Genomic DNA, 17,617 nt, shown 5'->3' with positions numbered 1-17,617 from the left:
GAAGAAACTCCCGTGGGCGTCAGGCGAGAAGGCAGGCGTCGTCGAAGGCCAGCCGCGGCAGGCGGCCGAACACCTTGGCCGCATCGCCGTGCCCGAGGTTGATCAGGAAGTTGGCGGTCCAGTCGGTGCCCTCGAAAAATGCGGCATCGACCTTGGCCTTGTCGAAGCCCGACATCGGCCCCGCATCGAGCCCCACGGCGCGTGCGGCGAGCAGCAGGTAGCCTGCCTGCAGGCTTGCATTGCGAAAGGCGGTTTCATGTGCGGCCTCGGGGCTGCCGGTGAACCAGCTGCGCGCATCGGCGTGCGGAAACAGCGTGGGCAGCTTGTCGTAGAACTTGCGGTCCCACGCGGCAATCACGGTGACCGGCGCCGTCATGGTCTTGTCGAGGTTGCCCTTGGAAAGCGCAGGCGCAAGGCGCTGCTTGCCTTCGGGCGTGCGAACGAACACGAAGCGCGCGGGCGAGCAGTTGGCCGACGTCGGGCCCATGCATGCGAGCGCGTAGATCTGCCGGATCTGCGCGTCCGTGACGGGTTCGGTGGTCCAGCCGTTGTGGCTGCGTGCTTCGGTAAAAAGAAGCGCCAGTGCGGCGTCGTCGAGAGCGGGGGCGGAGGCGATGGTCATGCGAGAACGCCGGGTGCGCTGACCCGGGAAAGAAAGTCGAGCAGGCTGCGGTTGAAGGCGTCCGCCTCGGTCACGCTGTGCGCGTGCCCGCCGTGCGGCATGAAGTGGAGCGTGACGTCGTGCAGGCCGTCGGCCAGGCGCTGCGAACAGGTCCATGGCACCAGCCCGTCGTCCATGGCGGCCGCCACCAAGGTGGGCATGGTGATGTCGCCGAGGCGCGCGTCGATGTCGAAGGCGCGCAATGCCGCAATGCGCGCACGCATGTTGGCCTCGCCGGGAAAATGCGCAAAGGCATGGTCGACCTCATCGGCCACGCGCTGCGCGTGCTCCGCGCACCAGGCCGCGGGATACAAAAAGATCGGCTGCGCTTCCACGTACGCACGCGGGCCGCAGGCATCGAGCAGCGCAAGCCGCGCATCGAAGCAGCGCGCCGAATGCGGGTTGGGCTTGGACCATGCATTGACGAGCACCAGGCTGGCCACGCGCGAGGGCTCGTCGAGCGCAAGCTGCAGTCCGACGAGCCCGCCCAGCGCATGGCCCACCAGGTGGCAGCGCGGCGTCGACGTGGCGTCGAGGATCCGCACCACGTCGCGCGCCATGTCGGCAATGGCGTAGCCCGCGTCGAGCGCGGCGGGGCTGCGGCCCGTTCCGCGCTGGTCGTACGCAATCACGCGATGGCCCGCTTCGACCAGCGCGCCAAGCTGCGGTTGCCAGAAGGCGGCCGAACCGCCGAGCCCCGACGACAGCAGCACAGCCTCGCCATCGGCCGGCCCATGCACTTCGTAGTGCAGCGGCGGCATGTTCAGGCCTTGTTGCCCACGTGGGCGATCGAGGCAATCTCGACCAGCGCATCGGGCTTGACCAGGCCGCACTGGATGCAATAGCGCGCGGGCTTGGTGCCCGGAAAGAACTCGGCATACACCGTGTTGATCTTCGCGTAGTCGGCCCAGTCCTTGATCATGATCATGTTGAAGGTCACGTCGTCCATGGTGCCGCCGGCCGTCTTGATCACGTTCTGGATCGTCTCGAGCACGTGGCGCGTTTGCGCGGAGGCGTCGCCCACGTGCACCACGTTGTTGTCCTTGTCGAAGGGCAGCGTGCCCGACACGTAGACGACGCCGTCGGCCATGGTGCCGGGCACGAACGGGGCGATGGGCGTGGTGGTTCCGGCCGGGATGATGGCTTGCTTGGGCATGGTGTGGGCTCCTTTGAAAAAAATCAGGCAATGGCCGCTTCGGCCGCAACAGGCGGGGCGACAGGTTCGGGCGCAAAGGTGGCGCAGAACTGGTCCACCGTGGAGACCCAGCCGAAGAAGGTCTCGACGTTGTAGACCGACGCCTTCTGTATGGCCGCACCGCCAAGCTCGTGCGTCGCGTCTTCGAGCATCACAGCAAAATATTCGAGGTGGAACGCGTCGCGCAGCGTCGACTCGACGCACACGTTGGTCGCGATGCCGGTGAACACCAGGTGGCGGATGCCCCGCGAGCGCAAGGTGCTGTCGAGCGTGCTGTTGAAGAAGCCGCTGTAGCGCGTCTTGGGCACCACGATGTCGCCGGGTTGCGGCTTCATCTGGTCAATGAGTTCGTAGTCCCAGCCGCCCTTGGCGAGGAACTTGCCCTCGAGCTCGGGCTTGGCGCGCATGGTCTTGAGCGCGTTCGACTTGTGCCAGTTGGGCGAGCCCGGGCCGCCCGCTTCGACGTAGGCCGCGTCCCAGCCGTTCTGCAGAAACACGACCAGCATGCCGGCCGCGCGCGCCGCCGCAATGGCGCGCGCGATGTTGGCGATGGTGCCCTGCGCGCCTGAAATGTCGAAGCCCGCCGAGTCGACGTAGCCGCCGATCGACGCATAGGCGTTCTGCATGTCGACCACGACCAGGGCTGAATCGGTGGCATGCAGCGCGAGTGGTTCGGGCCGCGCGGGCAGCACCATCGGCGCGGGTGCGCCGGGCAGACGCGGGGCACCGACGGGGGTGGTCGAGGTGAGCGTGGTGTTGCGTGCGGGCGTGGCCATGCGCTTCGTTCCCTTCAGGCCGCAAGGCGCTCGGGTTCGGCCTGCGAGGCCACGGGGCTCTGCACGTGCGCGCGGCTCTTCATCAGCGGCTGGATGCGCTCGCCGAAGGCTTGCACGCCCTGCAGGAAGTCGTCGAAAGTGAGCAGCACGCCTTCGGTGCCCGGCACCTCGGCCATTTCGTCGAGCAGGCCGGCCACGGTGGCATAGGAGCCGACCAACGTGCCCATGTTGATGTTGACGGCCGAGGTCGGGTCGGCCATCTGGCGCACGTTGGTGTCGGCGCCCGACTTGGTGTCGGCCGCGCCCTGCTGGCCGAGCCACGCAATCGCCTCGTGGTCGGCGCCGGCCTTGTAGTGCTCCCACTTGGCGCGCGCGGCGTCGTCGGTTTCGTCGGCAATCACCATCACCAGCACATAGGTGGTGACGTGGCGGCCGGTCTTGCGCGTGGCCTCGATGAGCTTCTCGGCCGCGGGCGCAAAGGCCTTGGGCGTGTTCACGCCCTTGCCGAAGCAGAAGTTGTAGTCGGCGTACTTCGCGGAAAAGTCCATGCCGGCGTCGCTCTGGCCCGCGCAGATCACCTTCATGTCGGCCTGGGGCCGGGGGCTCAGGCGGCAGTCGTCCATCTGGAAGTGCGCGCCCTTGAAGTCCGACTGGCCGGTGCCCCAGAGGTCGCGCAGCACCTGGATGTATTCTGAGAGGTACTGGTAGCGCGTGCCGAAGAACTGGTCGCCGGGCCACATGCCCATCTGCGAATACTCGGGCCGCTGCCAGCCGGTGACGAGGTTCAGGCCGAAACGGCCGTTGGAGATCGAATCGATGGTCGACGCCATGCGCGCGACGATGGCCGGCGGCATCACCAGCGAGGCGGCGGTGGCAAAGAGCTTGATCTTGGTGGTCACGGCCGCGAGCCCGGCCATGAGCGTGAACGACTCGAGGTTGTGGTCCCAGAACTCGGTCTTGCCGCCGAAGCCGCGCAGCTTGATCATCGACAGCACGAAGTCCACGCCGTAGCGCTCGGCTGTCAGCGTGATCTCCTTGTTGAGTTCGAAACTCGGCTTGTATTGCGGTGCGTTTTCGGAAAGCAGCCAGCCGTTGTTGCCGATGGGAATGAAGATGCCGACATTCATGCAGAAGCTCCTGTTGCAAGGTCCGAAAGCCCTATGCATAGGCCGTGCCAAAGAAGAAAGTTGTTTTAAATCAATAGCTTGACTGTTTATAAATGTGTTTGTTTGACCATTTGGTCCAAAGTGGAGCATTTGAATCTCCGCGCTTGCGGCAGCCCGGTGCGCGCGGAGCCAAAGCGGTGCGGTCTCCGCGTCACGGATCGCGCGGCAAAATCACGCCATGCCCAAGACCCCACTCCGCGCCGCCGCGGCCATCGGCGGCACTGCCGACGACGTCGAGGCGGCCTTTTATGAAGCGCTGCAGCGCGGCGACATCGACGCATTGATGGCCTGCTGGGCCGACGAGGACGAGGTGTTCTGCGTTCATCCGGGCGGGCCGCGGCTGGTCGGGGCCACCGCCATCCGCACGGCTTTCGAGCAGATGTTCGGCAACGGCGCCATCCATGCGACGCCGGCGCGCGTGCGCAAGATCGAGTCGCTTGCGAGCGCGGTGCACAACGTGCTCGAACGCATCGAGGTGCTCACCGCCGAAGGACCCAAGCACGCCTTCGTGCTGGCCACCAACGTCTATCACAAGACCGTGGAAGGCTGGCGCCTGGTGGCCCACCATGCGAGCCCCGGCAGCGCGCGTGAGCCCAGCGATTCGAACGATCCACCCCAGACCCTGCACTGATCGATGCCTGCCGACGCGCCCTCTTCACCCTCCATGAATTCGTCCATGGGCTACATGGCGCCCCGGTGGCTGCCCGGCGGCAACCTGCAGACCATCTGGCCGGCGCTGTATGCGCGCCGCTTCGACGGGCCGGCGCCCTTGTACCGCCGCGAGCGCTGGACCGCGCCCGACGGCGACTTCATCGACGTCGATTTCGTCGATGCGGCCTTGCCCGGCCCGCAGCCGCTGCTGGTGCTGTTCCATGGGCTGGAGGGCTCTTCCCGCAGCCACTATGCGGAGGCGTTCGCGGCCTTTGCGGCCGCGCGCGGGATGGCCTTCGCGGTGCCGCATTTCAGGGGCTGCAGCGGCGAGATGAACCTGGCGCCGCGCGCCTACCACTCGGGCGACTACGAAGAGATCGGCTGGATCCTGCGGCGCATGCACGGCCAGCATGCGCTGCGCGGCGGCGGCCCGGTGCTGGCGGCGGGCGTCTCGCTCGGCGGCAACGCGCTGTTGCGCTGGGCCTGCGAGGCCGGCGAGACGGCCCGCGCCTCGGTCAATGCGGTGGCTTCGGTGTCTGCGCCGGTTGACCTGACCGCCGGCGGCCAGGCCATCGGACGCGGCTTCAACCGGCTGGTCTACACGCGCATGTTCCTCTCGACCATGAAGCCCAAGGCGCTGGCCAAGCTGGCGCAGTTTCCCGGGCTGTTCGACCGCGAGCGGCTGCTCGCGGCACGGGATCTCTATGCCTTCGACGACGTGTTCACCGCGCCGCTGCACGGCTTTCGCAACACCGACGACTACTGGGCACGGGGCTCGTCCAAGCCGCACCTCCGCGCGATCCGCGTGCCCACGCTGGTGGTGAATGCGCTCAACGATCCGTTCATTCCGGCCAGCAGCCTGCCGGGCCCCGGCGAGGTCGGCCCGTACGTGACGCTGTGGCAACCCGCGCACGGCGGCCACGTGGGTTTTCCGCTCGGGGTGCCGCCAGGGCACGTGCGGGGCATGCCGGAGCGAGTGGGCGGCTGGCTCAGCCAGTTTGCAGCCCCCATTCCGCGCGCGGGCGAGCACAATAGCTTTCATGGACGACATCGTTAAACAGGCGCTCGCCAAGTGGCCCAACGTGCCGCACTGCTACGGCTGGCTTGGCCTGGACGCGCGCGGCAACTGGTACATGCGCGACGACCGCACGCAGGCCGTGGGTCCATTCCCGACCGAGAAGGGTTCGATGCTGCGGCACGAGAAGCTGATCGACTTCATCCAGCGCAACTACGACCATGACGGAGAGGGCCAGTGGTTCTTTCAGAATGGGCCGCAGCGCGTCTACGTCGAGCTGGAGGCCGCGCCTTTCGTCTGGCGTGTTGCCGACGACAAGGGCTTTGCCGTCACCGCCCACACGGGGCAGCCGGTCGACAGCATCACGGCCTGCCTGCTCGACGAGCAGGGCCGCCTCTACCTTGCCACGCCGCTCGGGCTCGGGCTGGTCCATACGCTGGACGTTGGCCTTGCGGCCGAAGCCGTGGAGCAGGGCCTGTGGACTCCCGAGGCAGTGCACGCGGGCGACTTGCCGCAGCGCTTCGGCCATGTGCTGAGCCCGGCGGCGCGCCGGCTCGCAGCCATGGCAAAGTAGCCGCCGCGACTTTGCGTCGCCCATGAAAAAGCCGGCTCGAAGCCGGCTTTCTCTTTGGCAGTGAAGTAGCGCTTACTTGCTTGCGCTGGCCGCCGGTGCGGCTGCCGAGGCAGCGCCCGCGGCCGGGGCTGCTGCTGCTGCGGGACGATCGGGCATCGGGAACTTGGCGCCGCCGGCGTTGGCCATGTAGACCACGGCACGGCCGATTTCGAGGTCTTCGAAGTCGCCGCCGCCCTGGGCCGGCATGGCGCCCTTGCCATGCAGCGCATGGTCGAGCAGCGTCGCGTAGCCCTGGCCGATGCGCGGGCCCCAGGCCGCGGCGTCGTTCAGGTGGGGCGCGCCGGGAATGCCGGGCGCGGCGTGGCAGGCCGCGCATTGCGCCTTGAAAACGGCATCGCCGGCTGCGAGCGGGCGGTTGGCATCGCGGATCTCGATGGCGCCGACCTTCTTGAGCCGCTCGGCCACTTCGCGGTCGCGCGCATCCTTGGAGACACCGTAGAGCGCCATGTTGTCGCCCTCGGCCGTGCCCGCGGGCTTGGTGTCCGAAACCACATAGGCCACGAGGCCCACGATGATCAGAATGGGTACAACGAAGGAGAAAAATACCGCGAGCAGCAGTTGCTTCGGGTTCTTGATCGGGCCGGAATGGGCTTCTTCTTTGGCCTGGTAATGCGGGTCTGCGCTCATTGGCGTCCTCAATAACGGGGGCTCGTCGGGGGGCTTTTTCGAATCAACCGGCGATTATAGAGAGGCCCTCCGCCTAAAGGACGGAAGGCCTCTCCGCGATGCCTCGACGCAACGAGCCCAGACCAGCGCCGAAGAAGGCGCTTCAGGCGGCGTTCACCCAGCCTTGCGCGTGGCCCAGCCGCCGCCCAGCGTCTTGTAGAGCGTGACCTGGTTCTGCAGCTGCAAGAGCCGCGTGGTGACGGCCGATTGCTGGGCCGTGTAGAGCGAGCGCTGCGCATCGAGCAGGTCGAGCGCGCTCGCGATGCCGTTGCGGTAGCGCATGTCGGAAAGCCGGAAGCGCACCGACTCGGCGTCCGCCTGCGCGCGCTGCGCACGCACCTGCTCGCCCAGCGTGGCGCGGCCGGCCAGGGCGTCGGCCACTTCGCGGAACGCGGTCTGGATCGACTTCTCGTACTGCGCCACGGCAATCTCGCGCCCGGCCTTGGCCGAGTCGAGCGTGGCCCGGTTGCGGCCCGCGTCGAAGATCGGCAGCGTGATCGACGGCGCGAACGACCAGGCCTTGGAGCCGCTGTCGAACAGGCCCGAGAACTCGCTGCTCGCGGTGCCGAGCGTGGTGGTCAGCGACACGCGCGGGAAGAAGTTGGCGCGCGCCGCGCCGATGTTGGCGTTGGCCGCAATGAGCTGCTGCTCGGCCGCGCGGATGTCGGGCCGCTCGGCCAGCAGGTCGGAGGGCAGGCCGGCCGGCACGTCGGGCATCGGCTGCACGCTGTCCAGGCCCTTGACCCCGCCTGCCGTGGCGCTGGCCGGAACCGGCGCGCCCAGCAGCAGGGCGAGGGCGTTCTCGTCCTGCATGCGCGTGCGCTGCTGCTGCGCATAAGAAGCGCGCGCGGTTTCGGCAAGCGAGTTGGCGGCCTGGAAATCGAGCTCGGACGAAACCCCGTTGTCGAAGCGCATCTTGGTCAGGCGCACCGATTCTTCGCGCGTGACCAGCGTCTGGCGCGTGAGTTCGAGCAGTTCGTCGTCGGCAATCAGCGTGAGCCAGCCGGTGGCGACCGCCGCAATCAGGCTCACCTGCGCGGCCTTGCGCGATTCCTCGGTGGCCAGGTATTGCGACAGCGCCTGGTCCTTCAGCGCGCGGATGCGGCCGAAGAAGTCGATCTCCCAGGCCGTGATGCCCAGGTTGACGCTGTACTGCGACGACACGCTGCCCACGCTGCTGTCGAACGCCTGGTAGGGGTTGGGGCTCGAGCGCGATCCGCTGCCCGTGAGGCCGACCGCCGGGAACAGCGACGAGCGCTGGACCTGAAATTGCGCGCGCGCCTGCTCGATGTTGAGCACCGAGACGCGCAGGTCGCGGTTGTTCTCCAGCGCGGTGCGGATCAATCCATTGAGCCGCGCGTCGGTAAAGAAGTCTTCCCACGGCACGGCCGCCGCGGCCTGGCCGGCCGGCTGCGCCGGATCGCCCGGAAAGGTGGTCGGCACCGGCGCCGCGGGGCGCTCGTAGGTCGGAATCAGCGAGCAGCCGGCCAGCAGCATGGCCGCTGCCAGGGCTGTGGGGATCAGTTTCTTGGTCATGTTGCTTTTTCTTCCGTGATGCCGGCTGCCTCCGCATGCCGCTTGTCGGCTTCATGCTGGCGCGCACTGCCCTTGAACAGGCTGCGCACCACCACGAAGAACACCGGCACGAAGATCACCGCCAGCGCCGTGCCCGTCACCATGCCGCCGAGCACACCCGTGCCGATGGCGCGCTGGCTGGCCGAGCCGGCGCCCGAGGCGATCACCAGCGGCACCACGCCCAGGCCGAAGGCCAGCGAGGTCATGATGATCGGCCGGAACCGCAGGTGGGCCGCGGCCAGGGCCGATTCGACGATGCCCTTGCCCTGCGCCTGCAGGTCCTTCGCAAACTCGATGATCAGGATCGCGTTCTTCGCCGAGAGGCCGATGATGGTGATCAGTCCCACCTGGAAGTACACGTCGTTGGAGTAGGCGCGCAGCATGGTTGCCAGCAGCACGCCCAGCACGCCCAGCGGCACCACCAGAATCACCGACAGCGGGATCGACCAGCTCTCGTACAGCGCGGCCAGGCACAGGAACACCGCCAGGATCGCGAAGCCGTACAGCACGATGGCCTGCGAACCTGCCAGCTTTTCCTCGCGCGACTGGCCCGTCCATTCAAAGCCGAAGCCTTGCGGCAGTTGGGCGGCGAGCTTTTCCATCTCGGCCATGGCCGCGCCCGTGCTGAAGCCCGCGGCGGCGTCGCCGCTGATGCGGATGGCCGGGTAGCCGTTGTAGCGCACCGTCTGCGTGGCGCCCTTGACCCACTTGGTGGTGGCAAAGGCCGACAGCGGCACCGGCTGGCCCTGCGTGTTGCTGGCGTTCAGGCGCAGCAGGTCGTCGGGCTGCATGCGGGCCGGCGCATCGGCTTGCACCACCACGCGCTGCAGGCGGCCGCGGTTCGGAAAGTCGTTGATGTAGCTCGAACCCAGGCCGGTCGACAGCGTCGCGTTGATCGCGTCGAAGGTCACGCCCAGGGCGTTCGCCTTGTCGCGGTCGATGTCGATCTGCAGCTGAGGCGCGTCCTCCAGGCCGTCGGGGCGCACCTGCGACAGGATCTTGCTTTGCCCGGCCATGCCCAGCAGCTGGTTGCGCGCATTGATGAGCGCATCGTGGCCCGCGCCCGAGCGGTCCTGCAGCCGGAAGCTGAAGCCGCTGGCATTGCCCAGTTCAGGGATGGGCGGCGGGCTCAGCGGGTAGATGAAGGCGTCGCGGATGCCGGAGAGCGCACCGAAGGCGCGGCCCGCCAGCGCCTGGGCCGATTGGGCCGGGTCCTTGCGTTCGTCCCAGTCCTTCAGCGTCACGAATGCGAGGCCCGCGTTCTGGCCCTGGCCCGAGAAGCTGAAGCCCATCACGCCCACCATGCTCTGCACTTCGGGCTGCTTCAGGATGAAGCCTTCGACCTGCTGCATGACCGACAGTGCGCGCTCTTGCGTGGCGCCCGGCGGCAGCTGCACATTCACGATGATGTTGCCCTGGTCTTCCGCGGGAAGGAACGAGCTTGGCAGCCGCATGTAGGTGAACACCACCGCGCCGATGATCGCCACGTAGATGATCAGGTAGCGCGCGGCGCGGCGCAGAATGCGCGCGACCAGGCTTTCATAGCCCTTGGCGGTGCGCGTGAAGCCACGGTTGAACCAGCCGAAGAAGCCGGTCTTCTCGTGGTGGTGGCCAGCTTCCACCGGCTTGAGCAGCGTGGCGCACAGGGCAGGCGTGAGCGACAGCGCCATGAAGGCCGAGAAGGCGATCGAGGTCACCATCACCGCCGAGAACTGGCGGTAGATGTTGCCGGTCGAGCCCGCAAAGAACGCCAGCGGCACGAACACCGAGATCAGCACCACGGTCACGCCGATGATGGCGCCCGAGATCTGCTTCATGGCCTTGCGCGTGGCTTCCAGAGGCGAAAGCCCCTCTTCGCTCATGATGCGCTCGACGTTCTCGACCACCACGATGGCGTCGTCCACCACGATACCGATCACCAGCACCATGCCGAACATGGTCAGCACGTTGATCGAGAAGCCCAGCGCGAGCAGCGAGGCGAACGTGCCCAGGAGCGCAATGGGCACCACGATGGTCGGGATGATCGTGTAGCGCCAGTTCTGCAAGAACAGGAACATCACCACGAACACCAGCGCCACGGCTTCGAGCAGCGTCTTGACCACCTCGGTGATGGAAATCTGCACGAAGCGCGAGCTGTCGTACGGAATGGTCCACTTCACGCCCGGCGGGAAGAAGCGCTCGAGCTCGGTCATCTTGGCACGGATCGCCTTGGCCGATTGAAGCGCGTTGCCGTTGGGCGTGGGCTGCACGCCAATGCCGACCGCGGGCACGCCGTTCAGGCGCGCCGAGGTGGCATACGACTGGCCGCCAAGCTCGACCCGCGCCACGTCTTTCAGCCGCACGGCCGAGCCGTCGGTGTTGGCTCGCAGAATGATGTTCTTGAACTGCTCCACGTTGGCGAGCTGGCCGTTCACCACCACCGTGGCCGCAATGGCCTGGCCGGGAATGTTGGGCAGGTCGCCGATGGAGCCCGAGGACACCTGGGCGTTCTGCGCGCGAATGGCGTTGTTCACGTCGGTGGCCGACAGGTTGAAGCCCTGCAGCTTGGCCGGATCGACCCAGACGCGCATGGCGTTCTCGGTACCGAACAGCTGGGCCTGGCCCACGCCCACCACGCGCTGCAGCTCGGGCACGATGTTGCGCGCGGCATAGTCGCCGAGCGCCACCGGGGTGAAGTCCGGGTTGTCCGAGGACAGCATCGCAAACAGCAGGAAGTTGTTGCGCGCCTTGTCCACGCGCACGCCCTGCTGCGTCACGGCGGCCGGCAGGCGCGGCGTGGCGCGGGAGAGCCGGTTCTGCACGTCCACCTGCGCCAGGTCGGGGTTGGTGCCGGCCTGGAAGCTGATGGTGATGGTGCCCGTGCCGTCGGCCTGGGCCACCGACTCCATGTAGATCAGGCCCGGCGAGCCGTTCATCTCGCGCTCGATGACGGACAGCACGCTGTCCTCCAGCGTCTGGGCCGAGGCGCCCGGATAGGCGACGTTGATCACGATGGCCGGCGGTGCCACCGGCGGGTACTGCGAGATCGGCAGCTGGGTGATGGCGACGCCGCCCATCACCAGGATGAACAGCGCGATCACCCAGGCGAAGATCGGTCGGTCGATAAAGAATTTGGCCATGCGGGCGCGCTCCTGATTACTTCTTCTCGGCCGTGGCAGACGCCGGACCGCTGGCTGCCGCCGCCGGGGCGGATGCCGCCTGCGCCGCTGGTTGTGCTGCCGGTTGCGCCGCGCCATTCGGCGTCGGCTTCTTCCACGGCACTGCCTTCACGGGCGTGCCGGGCGGCATCATCTGCAGCTTCTGGAAGCCGTCGACCATCACCTGCTCGCCGGCCTTCAGGCCATCGAGCACCACCCACTGGTTGTCCTTGGCGGCGCTGATCTTTACGGTGCGCTGGCTGATCTTGCCGTCGGCGCCCACCACCGACACCGTGTCGCCCTGCTGGGTGCGCGTCACGGCCTGCTGGGGAACGGTGATCGCGTTGCTGGCCTGCGCCTGCTCCAGCCGCACCCGCACATACAGGCCGGGCAGCAGCTCGCCCTTGGGGTTGGGCACTTCGGCGCGCAGCGTCACCTGGCCGGTGGTCGAATCCACCGTCAGGTCGGAGAACAGCAGCTTGCCGGGCAGCGCGTACTCGGTGCCGTCTTCCAGCACCACCGTCACGCTGGCGGCTTCTTCGCCGTTGGCCCGCTTGTACTGGCCCGCGGCCAGTGCGCGGCGCAGCTTCAGAACGTCGGATGCCGACTGCGTGAAGTTCACGTACATCGGGCTGATCTGCTGCACCACGGCCAGTTCGGTCGCGTCGCCCTGGCCGACCAGCGCACCTTCAGTCACCAGCGCACGGCCGATGCGGCCCGCGATGGGCGAGGTCACGTTGGCGTAGCCCAGGTTGATCTTGGCGGTCTGCACCGCGGCGCGGCCCGCGGCCACGTCGGCCTCGGCTGTCTTTTGCGAGGCCACGGCGGTCGCGTATTCCTGCTTGCTCACGGCATTGGCCTCGACCAGCGGCTTGTAGCGGTCGGCCAGCGCCTTGGCCTGCACGGCGTTGGCTTCGGCCCGGGCCAGCGTGGCCTGCGCGTTCTGCGCGGCCGCCACCAGCGGCGCCGGATCGATGCGGAACAGCAGTTGGCCGGCCTTCACGTCGCTGCCTTCGCGGAACTCGCGCTTCAGCAGGATGCCCGAGGCGCGGGCGCGAACCTGGGCCACGCGGGAGGCCTCCAGGCGGCCCGGCAGCTCCGTCACCAGGCCCACGTCGGTTGGCGTGGCAACCACCACGCCCACTTCAGGAGCGGGCCGGGCACCGCCGCCACCCGCGCCGCCGGGCCCGGCTGGCGCGTCGCCCTTGGAACAGGCCGCAAGCGCCAACACCACGGCGGCGGCCACGATCGCGAGGCGCGGCGAAAACGACGATTGACGCGAAACATGCAGGAGAGGCATGCGAATCCTTTGAAGCAAAGACGGGAGACGGCGTGTTCGCGAAGCGAACAGAAAACCAGCGTAAACAGCTGGGCCATCGGGGAAGCCCGCTAGTTTACATACATTCATGGATGTATAGTGACAACCCCAATGGCCCCACGATACCGAAAGGGCTTGGCTTTACAAAACGGGAGACTTGGTGGCACGTCGTACGAAGGAAGAGGCACTGGCCACGCGGCATCGCTTGCTCGATGCCGCGGAGCTGCTGTTTCAGGCGCAAGGCGTCTCGCAGACCTCGCTGCAGCAGATTGCGCAGCAGGCCGGGGCCACGCGCGGCGCCATCTATTGGCACTTCAAGGACAAGGCCGACCTCTTCAACGCCATGATGGAGCGCGTCATCCTGCCGCTGGAAGCCGGCCCCAGGGCCGCCGCGGCGGCCGGCCTCAACGACGACCCCCTGGGCGAGATCGAAGAGGGCATGGTGCACGCCCTGACCCTCATGACCACCGACCCCCAGGTGCGCCGCGTGTTCGACGTGGCCACCCACAAGGTGGAATACACGCACGACATGGCCTCGGTGCAGCAGCGCCACCTGGACGCCCGCAACGCCTGCGTGGCCGATTTCGAAAAAGCCCTGCGCACGGCAGCGCGCCGCGACCGCATCAAGCTGCCCGTGCCCGGCCACGTGGCGGCGCAGGGCCTGCACGCGCTGATCAGCGGGCTCATCCAGAACTGGCTGCTCGACCCGGAGGCCTTCGACCTGGTGCCCACCGGCCGGCGCACCTTCCGCGTCTACCTGGCCGGCCTGGGCTTTGTGCGGAACTCGAAAGCAGGCATCGGGAACGAAGCTGATGAAGAAGTCGCCGTCTGATGGGCGATAATGCGTGGCTCCGGTTCTGCCGGAGCCCAGATTCCTCGCTGTATTTCAACGGATAGAATTCGGCCCTCCGAAGGCTGAGATCCAGGTTCGATTCCTGGCGGCGGGACCAAATATCGAGACCATGGGGTCTCATCAACCCCTAAGAACCCGCACGCTTGCTAGCGTGGCGGGTTTTCTTTTTGCCTAAGCGCATCTCCTTGGCCCGCAGCTATCTCATGTCGGGACTTTTCAGTACCGCTGCCGGAAATTGCAGGGGGCAGACGTGATCCAGGTGGCCGACGTTACAAGGAGCACTGTTGCCCCGACCCAAGTTAACGCCTTTCCCGGCGTAGTTAGCACCCGAGCCGGGCCTTCGCGAAGCGGTCGCAGCATTCGGGGCCCGAATCGCCGAGACGGTGAGACCCTGTTGCTTCAACCTTTTGCCGGCTATTGCGTGAGTTCAGCGTGCTGTCCTCTCCCAAAGGATGAGAACATGCGGATGACAAAATGTGACTTACCGGATCCGCCACTGCATACGCATCCGCCATACCCATGTGTGCACGGCGCCTCGCATGTCGGTAACGGCATAGATACGTCGAATGGACTTCCGCTACAAGACTGAAGGGTGGCTTAGAAGGGGTGCGTGGCGAAACTAATAAATTGAATGTCAGGCTTTAAACGGGCTTCCAATTTTCAAAATACCCTCGTTGACTGATATCACCCCTCCCAAAAATTTATCTTATGTCCGTCGGCACAACTACTCGTTTGAACAAGCCTCTTGAGAATTTATTTGGTCCAACAGAGGTTGTTGATTCAAGATACCGAGGCGAGAATGAAACGAAATTTAAACTCTCCTCGGGTGCTGTTCTTGAATTGCCACCATTTGCTCCGCTGGCGAAAGGCGATGAAATTTTCTTCAAGGGGGTATACCCCCAAGTCATTTTAGAAAAACGAAAAACAAGTGTGCCTCTGGCTCCGGCTTGGTCTGAACATTTCGATGTTCGGCTGTCTGGTGAAATTATTGAAATCACCATCAAAGAAGTCGAAACGGAGGCAGAGGCCTATGCTCTGAAAAGATTAAAGCACCATCACTATCGTGGTCAAAATGTCGCTGGGCGAGTCGCTCCGTTGATTGCGGTTGCGCATCATCCCTTGCTGCCAGAGGTTGTGGGTTTTATCGAAATTACCTCGGCTCTTCTGGTTAATACTGCGCGCAAACCGTTGCTTGATCGCCCGTTCTCGGACGCAGAAAACGATATTGTTTGGCAGCGATGGGACATGAAAACAGCGAAGGAGCAGACGAAACGAATCGCTAGGATATCGCGTTGTGTCGTCTATCCTGAAATCCGAGGATTGGGTATCGCAGCGCTTCTTGCAAAGGCCGCAGTAAACTATACGAGGGAGCGGTGGCACTACGGTGGAGCTAGACCTTTGTTTTTGGAAATTACCGCGGACATGCTGCGCTATACGCCTTTTGTGCGTGGAGCGGGTTTTAAGTATGTGGGAGACACTGAAGGAAATGAAGCGCGTGTCCTAAAAGACATGAATTACCTGCTGCGACGCACAATAAGGAGCGGGGATGACACCAATTTTCCAAAGGGTGGCGGTGGGATCATGCACCTGCAACGGTCTTACGCGACAACGCTGCTCGCCACTATGAATCGACGTGAGTGGTCGCTGGAGCAATTATTGAATGTCCTGAGGAAGAGCCCAGAAGGCCTTTCCGACGAAGAATGGGTTGCAATGCATCATGTATACCGCAGGCCAAAGCCCACGTATATCGCCGGACTTACCCCTGCTGCATGTTTGCATTTAAAAACTGTGGTACCGCAAACTCATGAATCAAAATCCATTCAAAGAAAAAAAATAGCAACCAGAGTGCGCATGACCCCGTTATTAGAAATCGAAAACTATTCGCTACACGCAAGTGCTCAGCCTTCAACGACGGGTAGGTCGAGAAAAGTTGCGGAAGCCTTTGGGATTGTTTCTAAGGCGCTTGAGCAACCGCTATTTGAAGGTCTCAGTTTCAACGTTTCGCAAGGTCAAATTATCTTGATAACCGGGCCGAGCGGCACGGGGAAGTCGCTACTGCTAAGAGCAATGGCTGACGCCGCACAAAAAGGGCTTGGAAAGCTCCCAGCCTCTGTCTGCGCGAAAACGGGCGAGATTCGAGGGCAAACAAAGGCAGCTTGGGTGATGACCGAAAGAAGTGCCGAGTCACCGATTGACCTGCTGAGCGACGTCTCCATCGAAGCTGCATTGGTGGCATTGTCCAATGCTGGCCTAGCAGAGGCGTCGCTGTTCGTTCGTCCCTCCTCCTATCTTAGCGATGGACAGCTCTACCGCCTGGGGATAGCGCGGGCACTGACAACTGAGCCCAAAGTGCTATTTATTGATGCGTTCTGTGAGCCGTTGGACGATTTGTCAGCCGCCTCCGTCTGCAAAAAGATTCGTTTGTTGGCTGATCAACAAGGGATGGCGTGCGTCGTTGCGACAGCGAGTCCGCGGCGGCTCTTACACGAGCTGCAACCAAATCTGGTTGTTCAATTGCTGCCAGGGAGATCTGTTTTAACGTCGGCTGGAAAAAATTTCTTGGAGCGCTTTGGTGAAAACTAAAAAGGTTATAACGACTGCTGCTCTACGAGCAAACGAATCAGCTGCATTTTTGAACGTGGATTCGGCCGACAGAGCAGTAGTAGTCGGAAGAAGGTTGGGGCAAAGCGGCGCCAATGTCGGACTTCTCGGGAAAGTCTGTGAGAACGCTCAAGGCTCAAGCGTACTTGATGCTGGTGTTTGGCTTGACCTATCGTTCCCGCACGTCATTGGGATCTTTGGCTCGCGCGGCAGTGGAAAAAGTTTTGATCTAGGCGTTATTGCCGAGAGCGTCTGTGGAGCCGGGCCCATCTGGGGCACCAAGACACAACCGACCGCAAGCGTCATTTTCGACGTCCAAGATCAGTTTTGGACTCTTGGGCACACCCCAGCCGAAAATCTGTCTGAAGATGTAGAACAAATTCAAGCAATAAAAGCTTGGGGTTACTCCCCGACCTCGGCTTCGTCTGTGAAGCTCTGGGCGCCGGCAGGCTATAAAACTCCGCTTAGCCAAGTCGCGGAGCTTCAGATCGCGCCGAGTCAACTTCGTGGTGACGATTGGCTCGCCCTTGTAGAAATCGAGCGCTTTTCGCCGATCGGTCAAGCGCTTTTAACTCTGGTCAAGGCGTATCCACATGACACGCCGGAATCGCTGGCTCTGCGCTGTCTACCTGCCGGACCATTGCAAAAATTTCAAGCCTCTACTGTTGACTCCCTTCGGTGGAGGTTGGAATCCTTAGTCGAGTCCCAATTGATCGGCGGAAATGGCGTGGCTTTGGATGAGCTGCTAAGGCCGGGATGTATTTCAGTAATCTTGATGCGGCAATTGGGAGAAGGCTTAAGATCGCTCGTTGTCGGAGTTCTCGTGCGTCTCCTTTCGGATCGCATGAGTTATCACCACCAGGAAAAGCGCGTTGCTCGCCGCTTGAAAAAAGAAAGCCTAAATGCGGAATTGCCCGATCGTCTTTGGGTTTTTCTGGACGAAGCCCATGTTGTCGTTCCGGCTGCGGGGAATACTTCTGCAACCGGACCCGTTGTCGACTATGTAAAGCGAGGTCGTGATGCTGGCCTTTCCATGGTGTTTGCGACTCAACAGCCTTCTGCAGTCGATCCCCGCTTGATGAGCCAAGTTGATATAACACTTACTCACTATCTTGGCTTTGACGCAGATCTGCAAGCTGCAGTTGCTCGCATGCCGACAAGGTCTTCCGTTACTTACGACATTGGCGCCACAAAGGGTATCGATATTCAGAGTGTCCTGCGGTCGTTGGATCCTGGAGAGTGTCTATTGGCTGATGCAGCAAGTGGGCGAGTTTTTGCCACCAAAATCCGGCCCCGAGTTACAGCTCACGGTGGGAACACCCCAAGTTAACGTGGCAACCGTTTATTCAAGGGCGAGGGCGGAAGCGGA

15 protein-coding genes and 1 tRNA gene are annotated in these 17,617 nt (G+C 64.1%); 7 read left to right on the top strand and 9 right to left on the bottom strand.

Features of this window, described 5'->3' with window-relative positions; translation table 11 throughout:
- Positions 1–19: 19 nt before the first annotated feature.
- From ACJ7Z0_RS13675 to rutA, 5 genes are read right to left on the bottom strand one after another with little or no spacing between them, the layout of a single operon-like run.
- Positions 20–622, bottom strand: a complete 603-nt coding sequence (locus ACJ7Z0_RS13675) for a malonic semialdehyde reductase (RefSeq protein WP_434790281.1) — start codon at positions 620–622, stop codon at positions 20–22.
- Entirely contained in the window at positions 619–1,422 is an 804-nt protein-coding gene (rutD, locus tag ACJ7Z0_RS13670) for a pyrimidine utilization protein D (RefSeq protein WP_434790280.1), read from the bottom strand. Before rutD ends, ACJ7Z0_RS13675 begins: the two co-directional genes overlap by 4 nt.
- Before the next feature lie 2 nt (positions 1,423–1,424).
- Positions 1,425–1,817, bottom strand: a complete 393-nt coding sequence (rutC, locus tag ACJ7Z0_RS13665; RefSeq protein ID WP_434790279.1) for a pyrimidine utilization protein C — start codon at positions 1,815–1,817, stop codon at positions 1,425–1,427.
- A gap of 23 nt (positions 1,818–1,840) precedes the next feature.
- On the bottom strand, positions 1,841–2,632 hold the full coding sequence (rutB, locus tag ACJ7Z0_RS13660; protein ID WP_434790278.1) for a pyrimidine utilization protein B: 792 nt from the start codon (positions 2,630–2,632) through the stop codon (positions 1,841–1,843).
- A 14-nt stretch (positions 2,633–2,646) separates the two neighbouring features.
- Positions 2,647–3,759 carry a pyrimidine utilization protein A gene (gene rutA, locus ACJ7Z0_RS13655; protein ID WP_434790277.1) on the bottom strand — a complete coding sequence of 371 codons (1,113 nt, stop codon included), beginning with the start codon at positions 3,757–3,759 and terminating at the stop codon, positions 2,647–2,649.
- A gap of 217 nt (positions 3,760–3,976) precedes the next feature.
- On the opposite strand from rutA, the gene ACJ7Z0_RS13650 reads away from it, so the two are divergent.
- From ACJ7Z0_RS13650 to ACJ7Z0_RS13640, 3 genes are read left to right on the top strand one after another with little or no spacing between them, the layout of a single operon-like run.
- The gene (locus tag ACJ7Z0_RS13650; protein ID WP_431126996.1) at positions 3,977–4,429 is read left to right on the top strand and encodes a YybH family protein; all 453 of its coding nucleotides are present in this window, start codon (positions 3,977–3,979) and stop codon (positions 4,427–4,429) included.
- A 45-nt stretch (positions 4,430–4,474) separates the two neighbouring features.
- Positions 4,475–5,506: a YheT family hydrolase gene (locus ACJ7Z0_RS13645; protein WP_434792660.1), complete on the top strand. Its 1,032-nt coding sequence runs from the start codon at positions 4,475–4,477 to the stop codon at positions 5,504–5,506.
- Complete coding sequence (locus ACJ7Z0_RS13640) at positions 5,490–6,038, top strand: DUF2946 family protein (protein ID WP_434790276.1); 549 nt, start codon at positions 5,490–5,492, stop codon at positions 6,036–6,038. Before ACJ7Z0_RS13645 ends, ACJ7Z0_RS13640 begins: the two co-directional genes overlap by 17 nt.
- Positions 6,039–6,110: 72 nt before the next feature.
- On the opposite strand, the gene ACJ7Z0_RS13635 is transcribed toward ACJ7Z0_RS13640, so the two are convergent.
- The 4 genes from ACJ7Z0_RS13635 to ACJ7Z0_RS13620 all read right to left on the bottom strand — a co-directional run bounded on the left by ACJ7Z0_RS13635 (position 6,111) and on the right by ACJ7Z0_RS13620 (position 12,776).
- Positions 6,111–6,725, bottom strand: coding sequence for a c-type cytochrome (locus ACJ7Z0_RS13635; RefSeq protein WP_434790275.1), 615 nt, complete (start codon positions 6,723–6,725; stop codon positions 6,111–6,113).
- A 153-nt stretch (positions 6,726–6,878) separates the two neighbouring features.
- The gene (locus ACJ7Z0_RS13630; protein ID WP_434790274.1) at positions 6,879–8,300 is read right to left on the bottom strand and encodes an efflux transporter outer membrane subunit; all 1,422 of its coding nucleotides are present in this window, start codon (positions 8,298–8,300) and stop codon (positions 6,879–6,881) included.
- On the bottom strand, positions 8,297–11,458 hold the full coding sequence (locus ACJ7Z0_RS13625; protein ID WP_434790273.1) for an efflux RND transporter permease subunit: 3,162 nt from the start codon (positions 11,456–11,458) through the stop codon (positions 8,297–8,299). Before ACJ7Z0_RS13625 ends, ACJ7Z0_RS13630 begins: the two co-directional genes overlap by 4 nt.
- Positions 11,459–11,474: 16 nt before the next feature.
- Positions 11,475–12,776 carry an efflux RND transporter periplasmic adaptor subunit gene (locus tag ACJ7Z0_RS13620; RefSeq protein WP_434790272.1) on the bottom strand — a complete coding sequence of 434 codons (1,302 nt, stop codon included), beginning with the start codon at positions 12,774–12,776 and terminating at the stop codon, positions 11,475–11,477.
- A gap of 175 nt (positions 12,777–12,951) precedes the next feature.
- On the opposite strand from ACJ7Z0_RS13620, the gene ACJ7Z0_RS13615 reads away from it, so the two are divergent.
- The 4 genes from ACJ7Z0_RS13615 to ACJ7Z0_RS13600 all read left to right on the top strand — a co-directional run bounded on the left by ACJ7Z0_RS13615 (position 12,952) and on the right by ACJ7Z0_RS13600 (position 17,578).
- A complete protein-coding gene (locus ACJ7Z0_RS13615) occupies positions 12,952–13,626 on the top strand; it encodes a TetR family transcriptional regulator (RefSeq protein ID WP_434790271.1) in 675 nt (224 codons plus the stop codon).
- Positions 13,627–13,669: 43 nt separating this feature from the next.
- Positions 13,670–13,744, top strand: a tRNA-Arg gene (locus ACJ7Z0_RS13610).
- 611 nt (positions 13,745–14,355) lie between these two features.
- Entirely contained in the window at positions 14,356–16,230 is a 1,875-nt protein-coding gene (locus ACJ7Z0_RS13605) for an ATP-binding cassette domain-containing protein (RefSeq protein ID WP_434790270.1), read from the top strand.
- Complete coding sequence (locus tag ACJ7Z0_RS13600) at positions 16,220–17,578, top strand: ATP-binding protein (protein ID WP_434790269.1); 1,359 nt, start codon at positions 16,220–16,222, stop codon at positions 17,576–17,578. The genes ACJ7Z0_RS13605 and ACJ7Z0_RS13600 overlap by 11 nt, the downstream gene beginning before the upstream one ends.
- The last annotated feature ends 39 nt before the right edge of the window (positions 17,579–17,617 follow it).

Origin of the sequence: Variovorax palleresanus (assembly GCF_051144945.1) — a bacterium.
Taxonomy (GTDB): domain Bacteria; phylum Pseudomonadota; class Gammaproteobacteria; order Burkholderiales; family Burkholderiaceae_C; genus Variovorax; species Variovorax paradoxus_S.
Note: the sequence above shows the minus strand (reverse complement) of the source record. Positions and strands in the feature narration are given on the sequence as shown.

Excerpts from the sequence above, each read along its gene's own strand:
- ACJ7Z0_RS13675 (WP_434790281.1), bottom strand. The coding sequence starts at position 622 with ATGACCATCGCCTCCGCCCCCGCTCTCGACGACGCCGCACTGGCGCTT.
- rutD (WP_434790280.1), bottom strand. The coding sequence starts at position 1,422 with ATGCCGCCGCTGCACTACGAAGTGCATGGGCCGGCCGATGGCGAGGCT.
- rutC (WP_434790279.1), bottom strand. The coding sequence starts at position 1,817 with ATGCCCAAGCAAGCCATCATCCCGGCCGGAACCACCACGCCCATCGCC.
- rutB (WP_434790278.1), bottom strand. The coding sequence starts at position 2,632 with ATGGCCACGCCCGCACGCAACACCACGCTCACCTCGACCACCCCCGTC.
- rutA (WP_434790277.1), bottom strand. The coding sequence starts at position 3,759 with ATGAATGTCGGCATCTTCATTCCCATCGGCAACAACGGCTGGCTGCTT.
- ACJ7Z0_RS13650 (WP_431126996.1), top strand. The coding sequence starts at position 3,977 with ATGCCCAAGACCCCACTCCGCGCCGCCGCGGCCATCGGCGGCACTGCC.
- ACJ7Z0_RS13645 (WP_434792660.1), top strand. The coding sequence starts at position 4,475 with ATGGGCTACATGGCGCCCCGGTGGCTGCCCGGCGGCAACCTGCAGACC.
- ACJ7Z0_RS13640 (WP_434790276.1), top strand. The coding sequence starts at position 5,490 with ATGGACGACATCGTTAAACAGGCGCTCGCCAAGTGGCCCAACGTGCCG.
- ACJ7Z0_RS13635 (WP_434790275.1), bottom strand. The coding sequence starts at position 6,725 with ATGAGCGCAGACCCGCATTACCAGGCCAAAGAAGAAGCCCATTCCGGC.
- ACJ7Z0_RS13630 (WP_434790274.1), bottom strand. The coding sequence starts at position 8,300 with ATGACCAAGAAACTGATCCCCACAGCCCTGGCAGCGGCCATGCTGCTG.
- ACJ7Z0_RS13625 (WP_434790273.1), bottom strand. The coding sequence starts at position 11,458 with ATGGCCAAATTCTTTATCGACCGACCGATCTTCGCCTGGGTGATCGCG.
- ACJ7Z0_RS13620 (WP_434790272.1), bottom strand. The coding sequence starts at position 12,776 with ATGCCTCTCCTGCATGTTTCGCGTCAATCGTCGTTTTCGCCGCGCCTC.
- ACJ7Z0_RS13605 (WP_434790270.1), top strand. The coding sequence starts at position 14,356 with ATGTCCGTCGGCACAACTACTCGTTTGAACAAGCCTCTTGAGAATTTA.